Here is a 17,980-nt window from a genome sequence, read left to right as displayed (position 1 = left end):
GGACGGCGTGCTGAATGTAATAAGCGGTTACGGCCACGAAGCGGGCCAGGCGCTGTCGCTGCATCCGGAGGTTGAGGTGCTGACGTTTACCGGCTCTACCCGTACCGGCAAGCAGCTGTTGAAGGACGCGGGTGAAAGCAACATGAAGCGCGTCTGGCTGGAGGCAGGCGGCAAGAGCGCCAACATTATCTTTGCCGACTGTCCGGACCTGGACAAGGCCGTGAGCGCGACCGCCGCCGGGATTTTTTATAACCAGGGACAAGTCTGTATCGCCGGTACCCGCCTGCTGCTCGAAGAGAGCATCGCCGATGAATTCCTGACCAAGCTGAAAGCGCAGGCCCGTCACTGGCAGCCGGGCGATCCGCTCGACCCCGACAGCACGATGGGCATGCTCATCGACGCTGCGCACGCCGATACCGTCCACACGTTTATTCGCGAGGGAACCCGGAAAGGCTCGCTGCTGCTGGACGGGCGGGAACAATCATGGCCTTCCGCAGTCGGTCCAACCATTTTTGTCGACCTCGAGCCCGACTCCCCGCTGTGCCGGGAAGAGATTTTCGGGCCGGTGCTGGTCGTTACCCGATTTAAAACCGAAGAGGAAGCCTTAACGCTGGCCAACGACAGTGAATACGGGCTTGGCGCGGCGGTATGGACCCGCGATCTCTCCCGGGCGCACCGCATGAGCCGCCGCCTGAAAGCAGGCTCGGTCTTCGTCAATAACTATAACGAAGGCGATATGACCGTCCCCTTTGGCGGCTATAAGCAGAGCGGCAACGGTCGCGATAAGTCCCTGCACGCGCTGGAAAAATTTACCGAACTGAAAACCATCTGGATTGCCCTGGAGCCTCAATCATGACCGAACATACCACCAGCTACTACGCGGCCAGCGCGAACGCTTACGAACCTTTCCCGACGCTTAACGAGTCGATCAGCTGTGACGTATGCGTGGTGGGCGGCGGCTATACCGGCCTCTCCTCCGCGCTGCACCTCGCCGAAATGGGCTACGACGTGGTGCTCCTTGAAGGGGCGCGCATCGGCTTCGGCGCCAGCGGACGCAACGGCGGCCAGCTGGTTAACTCCTACAGCCGCGATATCGACGTGATCGAGAAAAACTACGGGCCCGATGCCGCCAGAATGCTCGGGAGCATGATGTTTGAAGGCGGGGAAATCATCCGGGAGCGTATCCAGCGCTATCAGATCCAGTGCGACTATCGTCCCGGCGGGCTGTTTGTGGCGCTAAACCATAAGCAGCTGGAGACGCTGGAGGAGCAAAAAGCCAACTGGGAACGCTACGGCAACACGCAGCTCGAGTTGCTGGACGCCAGCGCCATCCGCCGGGAAGTCGACAGCGAACGCTATACCGGCGCGCTGCTGGACCGCAGCGGGGGGCATATTCACCCGCTGAACCTGGCGATCGGCGAAGCAGACGCCATTCGCCTGAACGGCGGGCGGGTATATGAACAGTCCCCGGTGACCGCCATTCAGCACACCAGCCCGGCCGTGGTGAGCACGCAGCATGGCCAGGTGACGGCCCGCTACGTGATCGTCGCCGGGAATGCTTATCTGGGCGATAAGATCGAACCGGAACTGGCAAAACGCAGCATGCCCTGCGGCACTCAGGTGGTGACCACCGCCCCGCTGCCGGAAGAGGTCGCCCGCACGCTGATCCCCAATAACTACTGCGTGGAAGATTGTAACTACCTGCTGGATTACTACCGTCTCACCGCCGACAACCGCCTGCTGTACGGTGGTGGCGTTGTCTATGGCGCACGCGATCCGGACGATGTCGAGCGCCTGGTGATGCCAAAGCTGCTCAAAACCTTCCCTCAGCTGGCAGGCGTCAAAATCGACTATCGCTGGACGGGCAACTTCCTGCTGACCCTGTCGCGTATGCCGCAGTTTGGTCGTCTGGATAAAAACATCTATTACATGCAGGGCTACAGCGGCCACGGCGTGACCTGCACCCACCTGGCCGGACGGCTGATCTCGGAACTGTTGCGCGGTGACGCTGAGCGCTTTGATGCGTTTGCTAATCTTCCGCACTACCCCTTCCCGGGCGGTCGCAGCCTGCGGATTCCATTCACGGCGATGGGCGCGGCGTATTACAGCCTGCGCGATCGTCTTGGCGTATGATCGTTTTCGACAAAAGGGTATCTGATATGAGTAACCAGGAATTTCATCAGCGCAGACTTTCTGCCACCCCGCGCGGCGTAGGCGTAATGTGTGATTTCTTTGCCCGCACGGCGGAGAATGCCACGCTTACCGACGTGGAAGGCAACGACTATATTGATTTCGCCGCCGGGATCGCGGTACTGAATACCGGCCATCGTCATCCTGAACTGGTGGCCGCAGTGGAAAAACAGCTTCACCAGTTCACCCACACGGCCTACCAGATTGTGCCGTATGAAAGCTACGTTTCATTAGCCGAAAAACTTAACGAGCTGGCCCCGGTGCAGAGCCCGGCCAAAACGGCGTTCTTCACCACGGGCGCAGAAGCGGTGGAAAATGCCATTAAAATCGCCCGGGCCCACACCGGCAGACCGGGTGTGATTGCCTTCGGGGGAGGCTTTCACGGCCGAACCTATATGACCATGGCGTTAACCGGCAAGGTCGCACCTTACAAGCTGGGATTTGGCCCCTTCCCGGGGTCGGTTTATCACGTGCCGTATCCCTCCGAGCTGCACGGCATCACGACGCAGGATGCCATCACGGCGATAGAGCGCCTGTTCAAAGCAGATATTGAGGCGAAACAGGTGGCGGCGATTATTTTTGAACCCATCCAGGGTGAAGGCGGATTCAACGTCGCCCCGCCAGAACTGGTGGCCGCCATCCGCCGCATCTGTGATGAGCACGGGATTGTGATGATTGCCGACGAAGTGCAGAGCGGCTTCGCACGAACGGGTAAGCTGTTTGCGATGGAACACTACGCGGACAAACCCGACCTGATGACGATGGCTAAAAGCCTGGCAGGCGGAATGCCGCTGTCCGGCGTGGTGGGCCGCGCCGAAATCATGGACGCGCCGGCTCCCGGCGGTCTGGGGGGTACCTATGCAGGCAACCCGCTGGCGGTGGCAGCCGCGCACGCGGTGCTGAATATTATCGACAACGAGTCACTGTGCGCCCGCGCCCGTCAGCTGGGCGATCGGCTGAAAGCCACGCTGGAGGAGATTCAGGGCACCTTCCCTGCACTCGTGGCGATAAGGGGAAGAGGCTCGATGATTGCGGCGGAGTTTTTCGATCCCGAGAGCCGAGAGCCTTCGGCCGCCATCGCGCAGGCGATCCAGCAAAAGGCGCTCGCCCAGGGCCTGCTGTTGTTGATCTGCGGCCAGTACGGCAACGTGATCCGCTTCCTTTATCCGCTGACCATTCCGGATGCCCAGTTCACCCAGGCGCTGGCGATCCTGCAACAGGTTATGCGCGATAAGTCCTGAGTGCCCACCGAAAACCGTCTCCCGGAATTCCGGCGACGGTTTCAACGGAGGAAATCGGCACAGATTTCCTCCGTGTGGGAAATGTTGGGGAATTGGGTCCGTTTCATTGTATGCTCCCTGAAACACATCCCTGGCATGAGGAAATAAGAATTGCAAAAAACATCAGCCTATCAGTCACTTGCGAAAACCTTCCAGCGTCTCTCCCGCTTCTCGCACCTCTCCTCCATCGCCAGCTGGGACATGTTCACCATGATGCCGCCAGGCGGCAGCGCCGCGCGCGGCGAGGCGCTGGCGGAGATGAGCGTCCTGCAGCACCAGATCCTGACCGATAAAAATGTCGGCGACCTGTTAGCGGCAGCGGCAGGAGAAGATCTGAATGACGTCGAGCAGGCCAACCTGCGCGAAATGACGCGCCACTACCAGCAGGCGACCCTGCTGCCCGAATCGCTGGTGGAAGCCAAATCGCTGGCGGGCAGTAAATGTGAACACGCCTGGCGTACCCAGCGTCCTGCCAACGACTGGCAGGGCTTTTCCGCCAACCTGAAAGAGGTGGTCAAACTCAGCCGCGAAGAGGCTCGCCTGCGGGCGGAAGCCAAAGGCTGTACGCCTTACGACGCGCTGCTGGATATTTTTGAGCCCGATATGACCAGCGCGCGTCTGGACATTCTGTTCGGCGATATGAAGTCCTGGCTACCGGACCTGCTGGCAAACGTGGTGGAAAAACAGGCTCAGCGCTCGTTCGTTCCCCCTCAGGGCCCCTTCCCGACGGCAACACAGCGTGAGCTGGGCCTGGAAGCCATGAAGATGCTCGGCTTCGATTTTAACGGCGGCCGCCTGGACGTGAGTGCGCACCCGTTCTGCGGCGGCGTCCCGGAAGACGTGCGTATCACCACGCGCTATGACGAAGATGAACTGCTCAGCGCGCTGTTTGGGGTGATCCACGAAACCGGACATGCCCGCTACGAACAAAACCTGCCGCGCGCGTGGGCAGGACAGCCCATTGCTCTGGCGCGTTCAACCGCGATCCATGAATCACAGAGCCTGTTCTTTGAAATGCAGCTGGGACGCAGTGAGGCCTTCCTCAAACATCTCCTCCCTGCGGTGCACGCCCGTTTTGGCAGCCAGGCGGCGTTCAGCGAAGAGAACTTTATTGCCTGGAATCAGCGCGTGAAGCCTGGTTATATCCGCGTCGATGCGGACGAAGTAAGCTATCCGGCACACGTGGTGCTGCGCTATGAGATTGAACGTGCGCTGATCAACGGCGAGATCGAGGTGGACGATATTCCCGCCCTGTGGGATGAGAAAATGCAGGCCTGGCTCGGGTTATCCACCAAAGACAACTACCGCAACGGCTGTATGCAGGATATCCACTGGACCGACGGTGGTTTTGGTTACTTCCCGTCGTATACGCTTGGCGCTATGTACGCCGCCCAGCTGTTCCATGCCGCCAGGACCGCACTGCCGGGTCTGCAGGACTCCATCGCTGAGGGCGATTTTTCCGCACTCTTTGAGTGGCTGCGTCAGAACATCTGGCAGCACGGTAGCCGCTTCAGCACGTCGCAGTTAATCACCCAGGCGACGGGCGAGGATCTGAACATCCGTTACTTCCGCGAACATCTGACCTCACGTTACTTGTAATCTGTTTGGCAGGGGTGAGAGACCTCCAGTAAATTTTTTAAGCAGAAGCGATAACCTTGTTTCAGAACGACTAAAGGCTTTCAGCGATGCCCTGGTCCGGCTGTAAATCGCTGAGGCGTTTGCCTTCCGGCCGGGGCGAGGCGCATGGATGCGCCGAGAGGGCGGGCTTTACAGGGATGTTACCTCCGCCCGTACCCGATAAGCCGGAAGGAATACGCCGAAGGTACCGCGCAGCGGCGATTTACCGCCGGGAGCCAGGGTCGCCAGGGTGGTGGCGACTGAGCCACCCTGGCACGTTCACAGGCCATGTCGTTAAAGAGTAGCAAGGAACATAAAGTGAACGGAATGACCACCAGAGCCGTATGTTCCCCCTCACCCCAGCCCTCTCCCTCAAGGGAGAGGGGGTCGTCTGTGCAGGCATTATTTTATAGGGAACACCGGCAATGTACATATGGTTACACGCCGATACCAATCACTCACGGAAACCTCGAATTTACAGGGATATAGTTATTTCAACGGCCCCGCAGTGGGGTTAAATGAAAAACCAAATTCGAGGGTATGAGAATGAATAAAGTATTAGCTCTGGTTGTTGCCGCTGCTATGGGTCTGTCTTCTGCTGCATTTGCTGCTGACACTACCGCAACTGCTGCACCGGCTGCCGCACCTGCTGCAACCACCACCGCTGCCCCAGCAAAAGCGGTTCACCATAAGAAACATCACAAAGCTGCAGCGAAAAAAGAAGCCGCTGCACCTGCAACCGCAGCACCAACCGAGCAGAAAGCTCAGGCTGCCAAAAAGCACCACCACAAAAAAGCCGCTAAACCGGCTGTAGAGCAGAAAGCACAGGCTGCTAAAAAACACCACCACAAAAAAGCCGCTAAACCGGCTGTTGAGCAGAAAGCTCAGGCTGCTAAAAAGCATCACAAAAAAGCAGTAAAACACGAAGCTGCTAAACCAGCTGCACAGCCAGCTGCGTAAGAGTACAAGCTAAACCGTGCCCTGCGGGGCACGTTGGTAAACCGGCGCCGAACCGGAACAGGTTCCGCGCCGTTTTTTTTATCCGGAGGGCGTATGCTGCGACGCTATCGGTTTGAGCTGATTCTGATCCTGCTTATTTTATGCGCGCTCATCGCCAGCCATTTTTATCTTTCCTGATTGTAGCACGCTGATTTTACTCCCACTTTAGCGCTGTCCCGTCTATAGTATTTTCATAGGGTTCACTTTTAATAATCATAATTACCCCCACCAGAGTGTGATATGCGTAAATCTGTTGTGTTGTTACTGGGAACGTTTGGTCTTTTTTCTGGATTTTCACATGCGGATGATGGCGGTGATGACACCATTAGCGCGAAAGAGCTAAAGACGCTTTTTTTCGGTCATGACGATCGCACGCGCGTCGCCGATCCCACTCAGGCCCCCTGGGATGCTATAGGTCAACTGGAAACCGCCAGCGGTAACTTATGTACTGCGACGTTGATCACCCCGCAGCTTGCCCTGACGGCAGGCCACTGTCTGTTAACCCCACCAAACGGCAAGCCGGATAAAGCGGTTGCCCTGCGGTTTGTGTCGCAAAAAGGGACCTGGCGCTATGAAATCCACGGCATTGAAGGTCGGGTTGATCCCTCTCTTGGCAAACGCCTGAAACCGGATGGTGACGGCTGGATCGTGCCGCCGGGGGCTGCCTCATGGGACTTTGGCCTGATCGTTTTACGCTACCCGCCTTCAGGCATTACGCCGCTGCCGTTATTTGAGGGCGACAAAGCCGCACTCACCGCCGCGCTGAAAGCCACCGACCGGAAGGTGACGCAATCGGGCTATCCTGTCGATCATCTGGACACGCTTTATACGCATACCGACTGTATTGTGACGGGCTGGGCGCAAACCAGCGTGCTCTCCCATCAGTGCGATACGTTACCGGGCGATAGCGGCTCACCGCTGATGTTGAAAACGGAAAACGGCTGGCAGCTGATCGGTGTGCAGAGCTCTGCCCCGGCGGCGAAAGACCGCTGGCGCGCCGATAACCGGGCCTTGTCCGTGACCGGTTTTCGCGACAAGCTGGAAGCGCTGGCGCAACAGTAAATCAGCAGCGTCTAACCTTACGTAACGCTCTGATTGACTCAATCGGCATCGGCTGGCTGAACCAAAAACCCTGCAGTTGATCGCAGCCAGCCAGCCGCAGCAGTTTCATTTGCTTCTCGGTTTCCACCCCTTCTGCCACCACCGCCATGCCCAGCGCATTGGCGATCCGCACCGTGCCGCTCACCAGCGCGGCCGCCTGTTCATCGTGGTCCACCAGCCCGGCCAGGGATTTATCGATCTTGATGGTGTCGAAGTTAAAACGCCGCAAATAGCCAATGCTGGAATAACCGGTACCAAAATCATCCAGCGCCACCGCGGTGCCCAACGCTTTAAGATTGGCTATCGCCATGCGGGCACGCTCCGGGTTTTCCAGCACGTAGGACTCCGTGACCTCAAGCTGCAGTCGATGGGCCGGAAAACGGGTGGTCTCCAGCACGCTGGCCACTTTTTCTTCAAAGGCGGGATCGCGAAATTGCGCGGGGGAGATATTTACGGAGAGCTTTAAGTCGCCGTACGGCTGCAGATCCTGGCAGGCCCGCTGCAACACAAACTGGCCCAGCTTGTAAATCAGACCGCTGGTCTCCGCGATGGTGATAAAAATATCCGGCCCAAGCGGCCCGTCCGGACGACGCGGCCAGCGGACCAGCGCCTCGACACTGCTCATTGTCTGGCTGTGGGCGTCAATAATCGGCTGATACCAGACATCAAACTCATCGCGTTCCAGACCGTCACGAATCTGATTTTCAATCGCCAGCTTGCGTTCCCGGACGCTGTTCAACTCCGCATCATAGTGGGTAATACGCCCTTTCCCGCTCATTTTAGCGTGATACATGGCAATATCGGCGCGGCGAAACAGTTCTGAGCTGTTGCATTCAGTCAGGGTTCCGCTGGCGATACCGATACTGGCCCCGATATGGATGGTGCGTTCCCCCAGTTGAACCGGGGTGGTGAGAAAATCCAGCACCGAAACGGCAAAGGCGGTAGCCTGCGCCTCTGCATCATCACCGCCGATGGTCATGGCAAATTCATCCCCGCCCATCCGCGCCAGCATCCCGCCCGGCGGCACGCGTTCACTCAGCGTTTTCGCAATCGCCACGATGAGATCGTCCCCCACGCTGTGACCATAGATATCATTCACATCCTTAAAACCATCGAGATCGATAAACACCACGCTTTTGACGTCGGTATCACCGCGTAAACGCACCCGATCCAGCGCCTCGATGAGCGCACGCCGGTTAGGCAAGTGGCTTAGCCAGTCCGTTCTGGCAACCAGACGCGCCTGGCTTTCTCCTCGCGCAAGCTTGTACAGCCCCACGCTGCTCACCAGAATAAAGAGCAGGATCAGGGCCGATGCCAGCACCACAATCTGCCTGATATCAGAAGATGCCGCCTGGGCGGCCTGCGCCCCCGGAAGCCGCGCCTGCCAGTTAAGATAGCCCAGCAGCTCCCCAGCCGAACTGCGCAGCGGCATACTCAGCTCGTTAATTTTTTCCGGCGTAAAGTGAAGGTTATCGATCTGAAAGGTCGCTCCCAGGTCGGATAAGATTCTGGCGTTCAGATGACGGGTGATCACCAGATAGCGGCGTGTTCCGTCGGTAACCTGTAATCTTCCAACCATCGGGCGAATCAATCCAATGCCCACAAAAGCGACGCCGCTGCGTGTTTTGCTGATCCCGGCATAGATATTTTTATCGCTTGATAAGTCGCGCGCGTGCTGAGTAATAAGGGCTTTCAGCCCCTTACCAAAAAAATCGAGATTCGTCTCCTGAAAAGGCTGACTTTTAAACGATCCCCAGATGACATTGAAATGCTCATCCAGCACGAAGGTCCCGTCATAGAGGTTATTGATTTTAAAGCCAGCACCCCAGGTGTTATACAACCAGTCCGTATCGAGCGTGGGACGGTAGGCCTCCCGCACCGCATCGTCCCAGACGGCGTTATCCAGCACCAGCGAGGAGACGCGATTAACCGAGGTCTGAATAGCCCCCTGCACGGAAAGCGCCGTACGGTGTTCATCAATTTCGTTGGTTTTGGTGCTGATAAGATGCAGGGAAAGATAGAGCAGTGCGATGATGGAGATGATTAAGCCGATCCCCGCCATGAAGACCATGGCAAACAACGTTCTCGCATTGGGAATATTGCGCCAGCTTAATGTGCGATACATCAGCCATCCTCTTCATGTTTTGCTTTTCTAAGCGTAATACAGGCAGCGAATTTCGCTGCCTGTAAATCATGGTTTGAGGTCTGTCAGGCAAGTTTTATCATGATCATGCCGGCAAGCAGCAAGATGAGCCCCATCCAGCCCTTGTTATTTAAACGCTGGCCGAAGAGCACCCAGCCTGCGGCCAGCGTGGCGGCGATACCAAAACCACCCCACAGCGCATAGGCCACCGAAAGATCGATCCCTTTTACCGCCTGGGACAGGGCGCTGAACGCCCCGAGAACCGCGGCAATCGACATCAGGCCGTAGAGTTTACGGCGAAAACCATCGGAGAACTTCAGCAGAACGTTCGCCAGGATTTCCAGCACAATGGCGAGCCCCAGCCAGGCCGCATGAACCCATTCAAACTGTTGCATGGTTCTGCTCCTTCTGCTGTTTGCCAGGTTTTCGGGTACCGGATTTAATCAGCACAATACCCGCGACCAGCGTCGTTAACCCGGCGACCTTCATTGGTGTTAATGTTTCGTCAAATATCAGCACGCTGAACAGCGTAATCAACAAAATACCGATCCCTTCCCACAGTGCATACGCGACGCCCAGCGCAATTTTTTTCACCGCAAACGAGAGGAAAATATAAGAAAGCGAAATCATCACCAGCATCAAAATAAAACCGGTGTTGCCATCGCTGATGCTTGCCCACTTCATAGACAGCGTGCCGGTAATTTCAGCGATAATTGCCAGCGCTAATAGGATCCAGTAAAACATGTTTTTCTCCTGCTTGAGAATATAATCCATCGTGGCCCGCTGCGTGCAGCAAACCAAAAAATACGAATTGAAATCAGACAGCTAAGCGCTTAGCGCCAGCTCAGGCAGAAGAAATGACTATAGTGCGGTGCGCCAGTGTTGCTCACCAGAAAGCAGGCAGAAGGAGGTGGAGTATACAGCGGTATTGTTTGAAGAGTACGTCCTGAACATATTGTCCATAAAATTACAATTATCCGCGTTGTTGCTTCTCGTCTTTGCGGATGAAAATTGTCCTCGGTAGTTAAACACACCAAATTTGTACCATAAGCCAGGATTTTACTCAAAGTCTTTGCAATTCTTTACCCATCCCGTTTGATTTTGGTTAGTTTATTGCAATGCCTTTCACCTTTATTATAAATAAAAAGATTATTCCGGAGTCACCATGGCTAAACCCATCATTACCCTGAACGGGTTAAAAATTGTCATCATGCTGGGCATGCTGGTGATCATATTGACAGGCGTTCGTTTTGCCGCCGACATTATTGTGCCTTTTATTCTGTCCCTGTTTGTTGCAGTGATCCTTAATCCACTGGTACAGCGCATGACACGGCTACGCATTCCGCGCGTGCTGGCCATCACGCTGCTTATCAGCATCATTATTGTGGCGATGGTCTTGCTGGTGGCGTATCTGGGGACCTCGCTAAACGAACTGGCGCGAACGCTGCCAAAATACCGCTCTTCGCTGGCGATACCGCTGCTGCAGCTTGAACCCTGGCTGCAGCGCGCGGGTATCGAAGTCTCGGTTGAGGAACTCCTGAAATATATCGACCCCAATGCGGCCATGACGATCGTCACCAGCCTGCTGGCACAGCTTTCCAATGCCATGACATCCATTTTCCTGCTGTTTTTAACGGTGGTGTTCATGCTGCTGGAGGTACCGCAGCTGCCGGCAAAGCTGCAGCAGATGATGGTCCGTCCGGTTGAAGGGATGGGGGCGATTCAACGCGCGCTGGACAGCGTCTCCCGCTATCTGGTGCTGAAAACCGCCATTAGTCTGGTCACGGGCGGTGTCGTCTGGGTGATGCTTCTGGCGCTGGACGTTCGCTTTGCGTTTGTCTGGGGGTTGCTGGCGTTTGCGCTTAACTACATTCCCAACATCGGCTCCGTGCTGGCGGCGATCCCCCCTATCCTTCAGGTGCTGGTTTTCAGCGGGCTTTATGACGCGCTGATCCTGCTGGCCGGATACCTGGTCATCAATCTGGTATTCGGTAACATTCTTGAGCCACGCATGATGGGGCGAGGGCTGGGACTTTCCACGCTGGTGGTCTTTTTGTCCCTGATATTCTGGGGCTGGCTGCTCGGGCCCGTTGGGATGCTGCTCTCCGTCCCGCTGACCATCATCGTCAAGATTGGCCTGGAACAGACGGCGGGCGGGCAAAGTATCGCCGTGCTGCTGAGCGATATGAGCCATCAATAGCGGTCAGTCCGCCATCGACAGGAGGGGCTTGCGGGTCCTTCCACCTTCGCGATACGTACCGATCGCTCTCTGCCATTCCGCCAGTGGATACACCGTGACGTCGCTGTACCCACTGTTGGGCAAATTAAGCCAGATGCGGTCAAACTCGGCGCGCCACGCCTCAGCGCTGAGCGCATCCAGACCGTTTCGGATATGGAACCACGCCACGCGCGGCACGGGCCGTTGCTGTCTGAAGGTTTGCCCGGAGAGCAGGCCGTAGCAAACAAACATGCCCTGCTCGGGCATCACGCTGAGGATCGCTTCCGCAAGCGGCCCGCCGGTGGCATCGTAGACGACGTCGGTACGCGCCGCGACGGAGCCAATCTGCTGCGCGTCATGCTGCGCGACGGGAATGATGCCCATCGCCTCCAGCCGTTCAGCATGCACGGCAGAGCGGTGAATGCCATACACCGCTTCTGCCCCCGCCTGACGCGCCCACTGCCCCAGCAGGATGGCGCAATCCGACCCGGCAGCCGTGAGGAGCACCCGCTTTCCATGAGGCGGGTAGCGGGTCAGCATCATCTGCGCCGCCAGCGGGTTGATATAGGCCCGCGCGGCCAGATGTGCGTCGACGGTGTCCGGAACGGGTATCGCATACTCTGCCGGGCAATCAACATAGCGCTGCCAGGTGCCCTGACCGCGCAGCGGCAGGACGCGCTTACCCACCAGATGCTTAAACGAGGCGGGCGCCTCGGTGACAACGCCGACACCTTCATACCCCGCGACGGCAGGTAACGGGGTTCTGTGACGGTAGGCGCCGGTAATGGGAATGAGATCGGACGCGTTCACCGGAGAAAACAGCATTCGCACGCGGAGATGACCCGGTGTAAGCGCCCCCAGCGGCGCGGTTTCAGGTTGCAGAACGGTTTCTGGCTCGCCAAAACGGCGATACCAGAGGGCCAGGTTTTCCATTACGATCTCACGGCTGCTAGCGGAACTACTCGCGCCAGCCCATTGCCGGTGCGACATGTTTGAGAATAGACTCAATCACGTGCGCATTATAATCCACACCCAGTTGGTTCGGTACGGTCAGTAAAAGCGTGTCCGCCTCGGCAATCGCCTCGTCCTTTTTCAGCTGTTCAACCAGCTTGTCCGGCTCCGCGGCATAGCTGCGCCCGAAGATGGCGCGCGTTTTCTCATCAAGATACCCCACGCTATCGCTGTCGTTGCGGCTGGCACCGAAATACATCCGGTCGCGGTCGTCCATCAGCGCAAAAATACTGCGGCTGACCGACACCCGCGGCTCGCGCGTATGCCCTGCCTCTTTCCAGGCCTGACGGTAAGCCCGAATCTGTTTTGCCTGCTGAATATGGAACGGCTCACCGGTTTCATCGTCCTTCAGGGTTGAGCTTTGCAGGTTCATTCCCAGCGTTGCCGCCCATACGGCCGTCGCATTTGAACCGGCGCCCCACCAGATACGCTCGCGCAGCCCTTCAGAATACGGCTCCAGGCGCAGCAGCCCCGGCGGATTCGGGAACATTGGCTGCGGGTTCGGTTTGGCAAACCCTTCCCCGCGCAGCACCTCAAGCAGCACCTCGGTATGACGACGCGCCATATCCGACTCGTTTTCCCCTTCCTGCGGGACATAGCCGAAATGACGCCAGCCATCAATGACCTGCTCCGGCGAGCCACGGCTGATGCCAAGCTGCAGGCGACCGCCGGAAATCAGATCCGCCGCGCCCGCATCTTCGGCCATGTACATCGGATTTTCATAGCGCATATCGATCACGCCGGTACCGATTTCGATGGTCTTCGTTTTTGCGCCAATGGCGGCCAGCAGAGGGAACGGCGAGCTAAGCTGTCGGGCAAAGTGGTGCACGCGGAAATACGCGCCGTCTGCACCCAGCTCTTCAGCCGCCACGGCTAAATCGATGGACTGCAGCAGCGTGTCTGCCGCCGAGCGCGTGCCGGACTGCGGTGAAGGCGTCCAGTGACCAAAGGATAAAAACCCGATCTTTTTCATAACCATGTGTCCTGATAATGCGTTGCGTTCTGTCCACTTTACGCATTACCCGGTAAGAATAAATGCCGTTTATTTAACGGAATGATTCAAATAAATTGACAGAATTGAGCGGGGCGTCATTACGCGCCATAATGGGATATAATATCCCCCACTTTTTTCATGGCAGGTAAAACCGGCAATGGCTCTGATCCCTAAAAACTACGCGCGGCTGGAAAGCGGCTATCGCGAAAAAGCATTAAAAATCTATCCATGGGTGTGTGGACGCTGCTCGCGCGAGTTTGTCTATTCCAATCTGCGTGAACTCACGGTTCACCATATCGATCACGACCATACCAATAACCCGGAAGATGGCAGCAACTGGGAGCTGTTGTGCCTGTTTTGCCACGATCACGAGCATTCGAAATACACCGAAGCGGATCAGTACGGCACCACCGTGGTCGCCGGGGAAGACGCGCAAAAAGACGTGGGCGTCGCCACGTTTAACCCGTTTGCCGATTTAAAAGCGATGATGGATAAGAAGAAGTAATCCTCTTCCCCTCGCTCACATCGTGCTCTGCGAATTTAAAATGTCCAGGTGATAGCGGCGGTTGCAGACCCCTCGTTGCGCCGCATCACGATCGGGCTGTTATTCGCACGATCGCTAAGCCAGGTATAGTCCGCGCTCAGGACCGTCCCCCAGTGAGCATCGAACTGATGGCTCCAGGTCAGGCTGGTGTCGACGCCATAAAATCCACCCGGCGCTGAATAGCGGCGATATCCGGTGCGGCGGCTCTGCTGCTCGCTGACCCCATACCACGTATTCAGATAACGGCTGTCGCCAAACAGGGCCGCAGACTGCAAGGCGACCGTGTCCTGGTTATTTTGTAAAGGGATTAGCGTCACGGAGGCCTGATAGCTTACCCCCTGGCTGTCCGTTAACGGCAGCGTCGCTTTGCCTTCCATACTCAGCCATGGCGCGGCCTGCCAGCCTACGGCAAGGCCGGTATTCAGGGTGGCATCAATGTCCCCCATCCCTTTCAGATTGTTTGCCCCCTCACGCCAGCCAGAATTTTTCTCAGCCCTTCCGAAGTCGTAGCCCAGCGTTTGTTCGAAATACCAACCGCTGTCGTTTTGCAGGTCATATCCCACCCCTTTTTGCGCATCAATAAAGAAAGCGCCTTTACGACCCTGCAGTACCGGAACCACCTGCCACACCTGCTTGTCTGAGCCTGAGTAACGCGGGGCATACTGCCCTCCCAGCCCGACGGTTAAGGAATCGGACGCGGTGCCATCATCCGCCTGCACGCCAGACGTCACGACCATCAGAAGCGGGACGGACATATACAGGACTTTTTTTATCGCTATCATACTGCTCTCCATACAGACGCTGGCGTCTCCTGATTCAGGGGCGGCCACACAATGTTGGCGCAGTATGATTTGGCTGAATCAATGAATCGTCGGGAAAGTGTTAAGAAATGGTCAAGGTGAACGGATGTTGTCCAGAAGAGTGCTGATTATTGAAGATGACGCCGATGCGGCTGGCGTGCTCGAAGCCTATTTACGGCGTGAAAATTACGACGTGACCATTACCGGGGACGGTCTTTCCGGCCTGGATATGGCGCAGCGGTGGAAGCCCGACCTCATCCTGCTGGACGTAATGCTGCCGGGGCTTAACGGCACCGAAGTGCTGGCGGGTCTGCGTCGTAAAAGCGATGTGCCGGTGATTATGGTTACGGCCATGGGGGATACTCCCGATCGCATTGGCGCCCTGCGCTACGGTGCCGATGATTACGTTGTGAAGCCTTATCATCCGGGAGAGGTGGTGGCTCGGGTGCAGGCGGTGCTGCGGCGCAGCAGTAAAAAAGAGACAGACGAAGCGATCCTTCGCTGGCAAACGCTGGAGGTGGATGTCGCCGCCATTGTGGCGAGCGTGGATAACGGCGACGACGCCCCCGTGATGCTCGATCTTACGCCAACGGAATTCTCGCTTCTGGCAACGCTGCTGCGTTCTCCTGCGCACCCGTTCTCCCGCCAGTATTTACTGGAACACTGCTTGCCGGAAAGCGAGGCGCTGGAGCGCGTGGTGGACACCCATATTTATAACCTGCGTAAAAAACTTGAAGCGGCGGGTATTTCCGGCGTACTGATCAACGTTCGCGGCGTGGGTTACAGGTTCAGACAGCCATGATAAAAAACCGACACGCCTCTCTGTGGCGCTGGATTTGCGCACGCATTTTAGCGCTGGCCATCGGCAGCGTGATCGTCATTGCCACCTGCATGTGGTTGCGCTATGCGGTACAAAACTACTGGATCATGGGCAAGATGCCGCCAGCGGTCCGGCAGGAGTTTCTTACGCTCAGCCAGAACCCGCAGTCCAATCCGGCCCGCTTCCACACGATTGTGGACACATGGTGGGGCCTGAGCTATTCCACGCCGTCTATCGCCTCAGCCGACTGGGTCACGGTAGCCCTGCTGGTGCTGGTAATGATCCCGTTTATTGTGGTAATGGGGCTAAAACACGCCCGCCCGCTGGCGCTACAGTTCAGCCGCCTTCGCGATGCGGCAAAGGATGTAGCCGACGGGCAGTTTGGCCGTCAGGCGGAACTTATCAAGGATGCACCGGCGGAAATGGTCAGCTTTGCGGCCGACTTTAACTCCATGACGGGACAACTCGCCCGCTATGAAAAAGAGCTCCGCGCCTCGCACGTTGCGATGGCGCACGAGCTGCGATCGCCCCTGACGGCCGCCATCGGGCGTCTGCAGGGCATGTTAGACGGCGTGTTTGATGCCAGCCCGGCGCAGCTGGGCATGGTGATGAAACAGCTCCAGCACCTCAACCGCCTCACCGATGAACTCCACCTCCTCTCCCTGGCCGACGCGGGTAACCTTGTGCTGGAGGACCAGCCTTTCTGTCTGGATGAGCTGATTCAGGAGCGGGTTGCCTGGATCATGCCCCAGGCTGATGCGCATCATTTCCGGATAACGCTGCGTAACCCGCACACCAGCCCCTTCCGGGGTGATGCGTTCCGTCTGGGACAGGCCGTGACCATCCTCATGGAAAATGCACTACGCTACGGGCGCGAGGGCGGCCATCTTGAGGTGGCGCTGCACTACGCCAGCGGTCATTACACCCTCGAATTTACCGATGACGGGCCGGGCGTATCGCCCCAGTTTTTACCGGAAATGTTTAAACGCTTTAGCCGCGAGGAGCAGTCCCGCGCGCGGCATTCCGGCGGCAGCGGCCTCGGATTATCCATCGCCCGGGCGATTTGCCAGGCGCATGGGGGTGAGATTAGCGCATCATTACCGGAAACCGGCGGCCTCGCGGTGCGCATTTTGTTGCCCTGGTATCCCTCCGATAATGAAAATCTCCACTCTTGATAAAGCCTTGACAGAACATCGAATCTTTCTCGACGTAGCGCGCATTTAATAACGCCATTCCCTTTATGGAGCGGCGTTATGTCAGACGAATTTTTTCTCTCCCTCCGCCACTGCCTGCATCATTTGTACGGCGTGGCGCGTACCCTTTCCTGGCTGCATTTTCTTCCCCTGGCCCTGCTTGCGCTGGCGATTTTTCCGCTGACCGGCTGCGGTGATAAACACGAAAATAAGCCCAACCCTGTGCGAACGGTACGCTACGTCGTCGTTGGCACCGCCCACTCCCTTCCCACGCTGGAAAGAACCGGTGAGATCCATGCCCACGATGAAACGACCCTGAGCTTTCGTACCGGGGGGCGGATACTGACGCGTAGCGTCGATATTGGTGACAGTGTCACCGCCGGACAGCTGCTGGCCACGCTTGACAATACGACCGGGCAAAACCAGCTCGACGGCGCTGAGGCCGATTATGAAGGCGCCAAAGCCTCAGCGCAGGTCGCCGCGCTTAACGTCAGTCGCATGCAAAAGCTCATGCCAACGGGTGCGATAGCCCGCACGCAGCTCGACAGCGCCCGTGCGGACTGGCTTGTCGCCCGCGCGCGCTTAAAAAGCAGCGAGGCCGCGTGGCGAAATGCCCGCGAAAGCCTCGGCTGGACGCGCCTGAACGCGCCACAAGCGGGCGTCATTACGGCCGTGAACGCCTCTGCGGGACAGGTGGTCAGCGACGGTCAGTCCGTGCTGACGCTGGCAACCGGGGAAGTCCGCGACGTGGTGTTTGATATTGCCGCGCCCGATACGATCCCGCCTCTGGATAAGGCGGTTTTGCAGGTTTCCCTGCTCAGCGCACCGTCGGTACAGGCGTCTGCCCTACTGCGGGATATCACCCCGCAGGCCGATCCTCAGACCCGCACCTGGCGCGCCAGGGCCACCCTGCAAAACCCGCCGGCGGCCATGGCGCTGGGTGCCAGCGTTACCGTCTCGTTGCCATCGTCAGCCCCGCACGGGTACACCCTTCCCGCGTCCGCGCTGACCCGAGCCGGCGACAAACCGGCGGTTTTTGTGATTACCCCGCAGTCGCGGGCGCAACTGCG

17 protein-coding genes are annotated in these 17,980 nt (G+C 57.6%); 11 read left to right on the top strand and 6 right to left on the bottom strand.

Annotated features, from left to right (window positions below; all coding sequences use genetic code 11):
• From DOU50_RS04800 to DOU50_RS04775, 6 genes are all read left to right on the top strand, one after another.
• Positions 1–856: aldehyde dehydrogenase family protein (locus DOU50_RS04800; protein WP_148768926.1), on the top strand; the 856-nt coding region annotated here is incomplete at its 5' end.
• On the top strand, positions 853–2,133 hold the full coding sequence (locus DOU50_RS04795; protein ID WP_063621496.1) for an NAD(P)/FAD-dependent oxidoreductase: 1,281 nt from the start codon (positions 853–855) through the stop codon (positions 2,131–2,133). The genes DOU50_RS04800 and DOU50_RS04795, both read left to right, overlap by 4 nt.
• Positions 2,134–2,159: 26 nt before the next feature.
• Positions 2,160–3,431 (top strand): 4-aminobutyrate transaminase, encoded by a 1,272-nt coding sequence (gene puuE, locus DOU50_RS04790; protein ID WP_148768925.1) that lies wholly within the window; start codon positions 2,160–2,162, stop codon positions 3,429–3,431.
• A 150-nt stretch (positions 3,432–3,581) separates the two neighbouring features.
• Positions 3,582–5,069, top strand: coding sequence for a carboxypeptidase M32 (locus DOU50_RS04785; protein ID WP_148768924.1), 1,488 nt, complete (start codon positions 3,582–3,584; stop codon positions 5,067–5,069).
• 564 nt (positions 5,070–5,633) lie between these two features.
• Complete coding sequence (gene asr, locus DOU50_RS04780; protein WP_032651095.1) at positions 5,634–6,047, top strand: acid resistance repetitive basic protein Asr; 414 nt, start codon at positions 5,634–5,636, stop codon at positions 6,045–6,047.
• A gap of 279 nt (positions 6,048–6,326) precedes the next feature.
• Positions 6,327–7,148, top strand: a complete 822-nt coding sequence (locus tag DOU50_RS04775) for a trypsin-like serine peptidase (protein WP_148768923.1) — start codon at positions 6,327–6,329, stop codon at positions 7,146–7,148.
• 1 nt (position 7,149) lies between these two features.
• Here DOU50_RS04775 and DOU50_RS04770 read toward each other — a convergent pair whose 3' ends face one another.
• From DOU50_RS04770 to mdtJ, 3 genes are all read right to left on the bottom strand, one after another.
• Entirely contained in the window at positions 7,150–9,312 is a 2,163-nt protein-coding gene (locus tag DOU50_RS04770; protein ID WP_148768922.1) for a bifunctional diguanylate cyclase/phosphodiesterase, read from the bottom strand.
• A gap of 83 nt (positions 9,313–9,395) precedes the next feature.
• The gene (gene mdtI, locus DOU50_RS04765; RefSeq protein ID WP_024909144.1) at positions 9,396–9,725 is read right to left on the bottom strand and encodes a multidrug/spermidine efflux SMR transporter subunit MdtI; all 330 of its coding nucleotides are present in this window, start codon (positions 9,723–9,725) and stop codon (positions 9,396–9,398) included.
• Positions 9,712–10,074 (bottom strand): multidrug/spermidine efflux SMR transporter subunit MdtJ, encoded by a 363-nt coding sequence (gene mdtJ, locus DOU50_RS04760; RefSeq protein WP_024909145.1) that lies wholly within the window; start codon positions 10,072–10,074, stop codon positions 9,712–9,714. Before mdtJ ends, mdtI begins: the two co-directional genes overlap by 14 nt.
• 421 nt (positions 10,075–10,495) lie before the next feature.
• Here mdtJ and DOU50_RS04755 point away from each other — a divergent pair, with 421 nt between their 5' ends.
• Positions 10,496–11,530, top strand: coding sequence for an AI-2E family transporter (locus DOU50_RS04755; RefSeq protein WP_024909146.1), 1,035 nt, complete (start codon positions 10,496–10,498; stop codon positions 11,528–11,530).
• Between the two features lie 3 nt (positions 11,531–11,533).
• On the opposite strand, the gene DOU50_RS04750 is transcribed toward DOU50_RS04755, so the two are convergent.
• Positions 11,534–12,481: a zinc-dependent alcohol dehydrogenase family protein gene (locus DOU50_RS04750; protein WP_148768921.1), complete on the bottom strand. Its 948-nt coding sequence runs from the start codon at positions 12,479–12,481 to the stop codon at positions 11,534–11,536.
• A 25-nt stretch (positions 12,482–12,506) separates the two neighbouring features.
• Positions 12,507–13,532 (bottom strand): LLM class flavin-dependent oxidoreductase, encoded by a 1,026-nt coding sequence (locus DOU50_RS04745; protein ID WP_048991174.1) that lies wholly within the window; start codon positions 13,530–13,532, stop codon positions 12,507–12,509.
• A 178-nt stretch (positions 13,533–13,710) separates the two neighbouring features.
• Between DOU50_RS04745 and yajD the strand changes: the two genes are divergently transcribed.
• The gene (gene yajD / locus DOU50_RS04740; RefSeq protein WP_003857471.1) at positions 13,711–14,058 is read left to right on the top strand and encodes an HNH nuclease YajD; all 348 of its coding nucleotides are present in this window, start codon (positions 13,711–13,713) and stop codon (positions 14,056–14,058) included.
• A gap of 35 nt (positions 14,059–14,093) precedes the next feature.
• Here the strand turns inward: yajD and DOU50_RS04735 are convergent, their stop codons facing one another.
• Positions 14,094–14,879 (bottom strand): MipA/OmpV family protein, encoded by a 786-nt coding sequence (locus DOU50_RS04735; RefSeq protein WP_148768920.1) that lies wholly within the window; start codon positions 14,877–14,879, stop codon positions 14,094–14,096.
• A gap of 124 nt (positions 14,880–15,003) precedes the next feature.
• Between DOU50_RS04735 and DOU50_RS04730 the strand changes: the two genes are divergently transcribed.
• The 3 genes from DOU50_RS04730 to DOU50_RS04720 all read left to right on the top strand — a co-directional run.
• Positions 15,004–15,699 carry a response regulator gene (locus DOU50_RS04730; RefSeq protein ID WP_048991176.1) on the top strand — a complete coding sequence of 232 codons (696 nt, stop codon included), beginning with the start codon at positions 15,004–15,006 and terminating at the stop codon, positions 15,697–15,699.
• On the top strand, positions 15,696–16,892 hold the full coding sequence (locus DOU50_RS04725) for a sensor histidine kinase (RefSeq protein ID WP_148768919.1): 1,197 nt from the start codon (positions 15,696–15,698) through the stop codon (positions 16,890–16,892). The genes DOU50_RS04730 and DOU50_RS04725 overlap by 4 nt, the downstream gene beginning before the upstream one ends.
• 78 nt (positions 16,893–16,970) lie before the next feature.
• The coding region (locus DOU50_RS04720) for an efflux RND transporter periplasmic adaptor subunit (protein ID WP_148768918.1) at positions 16,971–17,980 on the top strand (1,010 nt) is incomplete at its 3' end.

Source organism: Enterobacter sp. C6, from assembly GCF_008122455.1.
Taxonomy (GTDB): Bacteria; Pseudomonadota; Gammaproteobacteria; order Enterobacterales; family Enterobacteriaceae; genus Enterobacter; species Enterobacter pseudoroggenkampii.
Note: the sequence above shows the minus strand (reverse complement) of the source record. Positions and strands in the feature narration are given on the sequence as shown.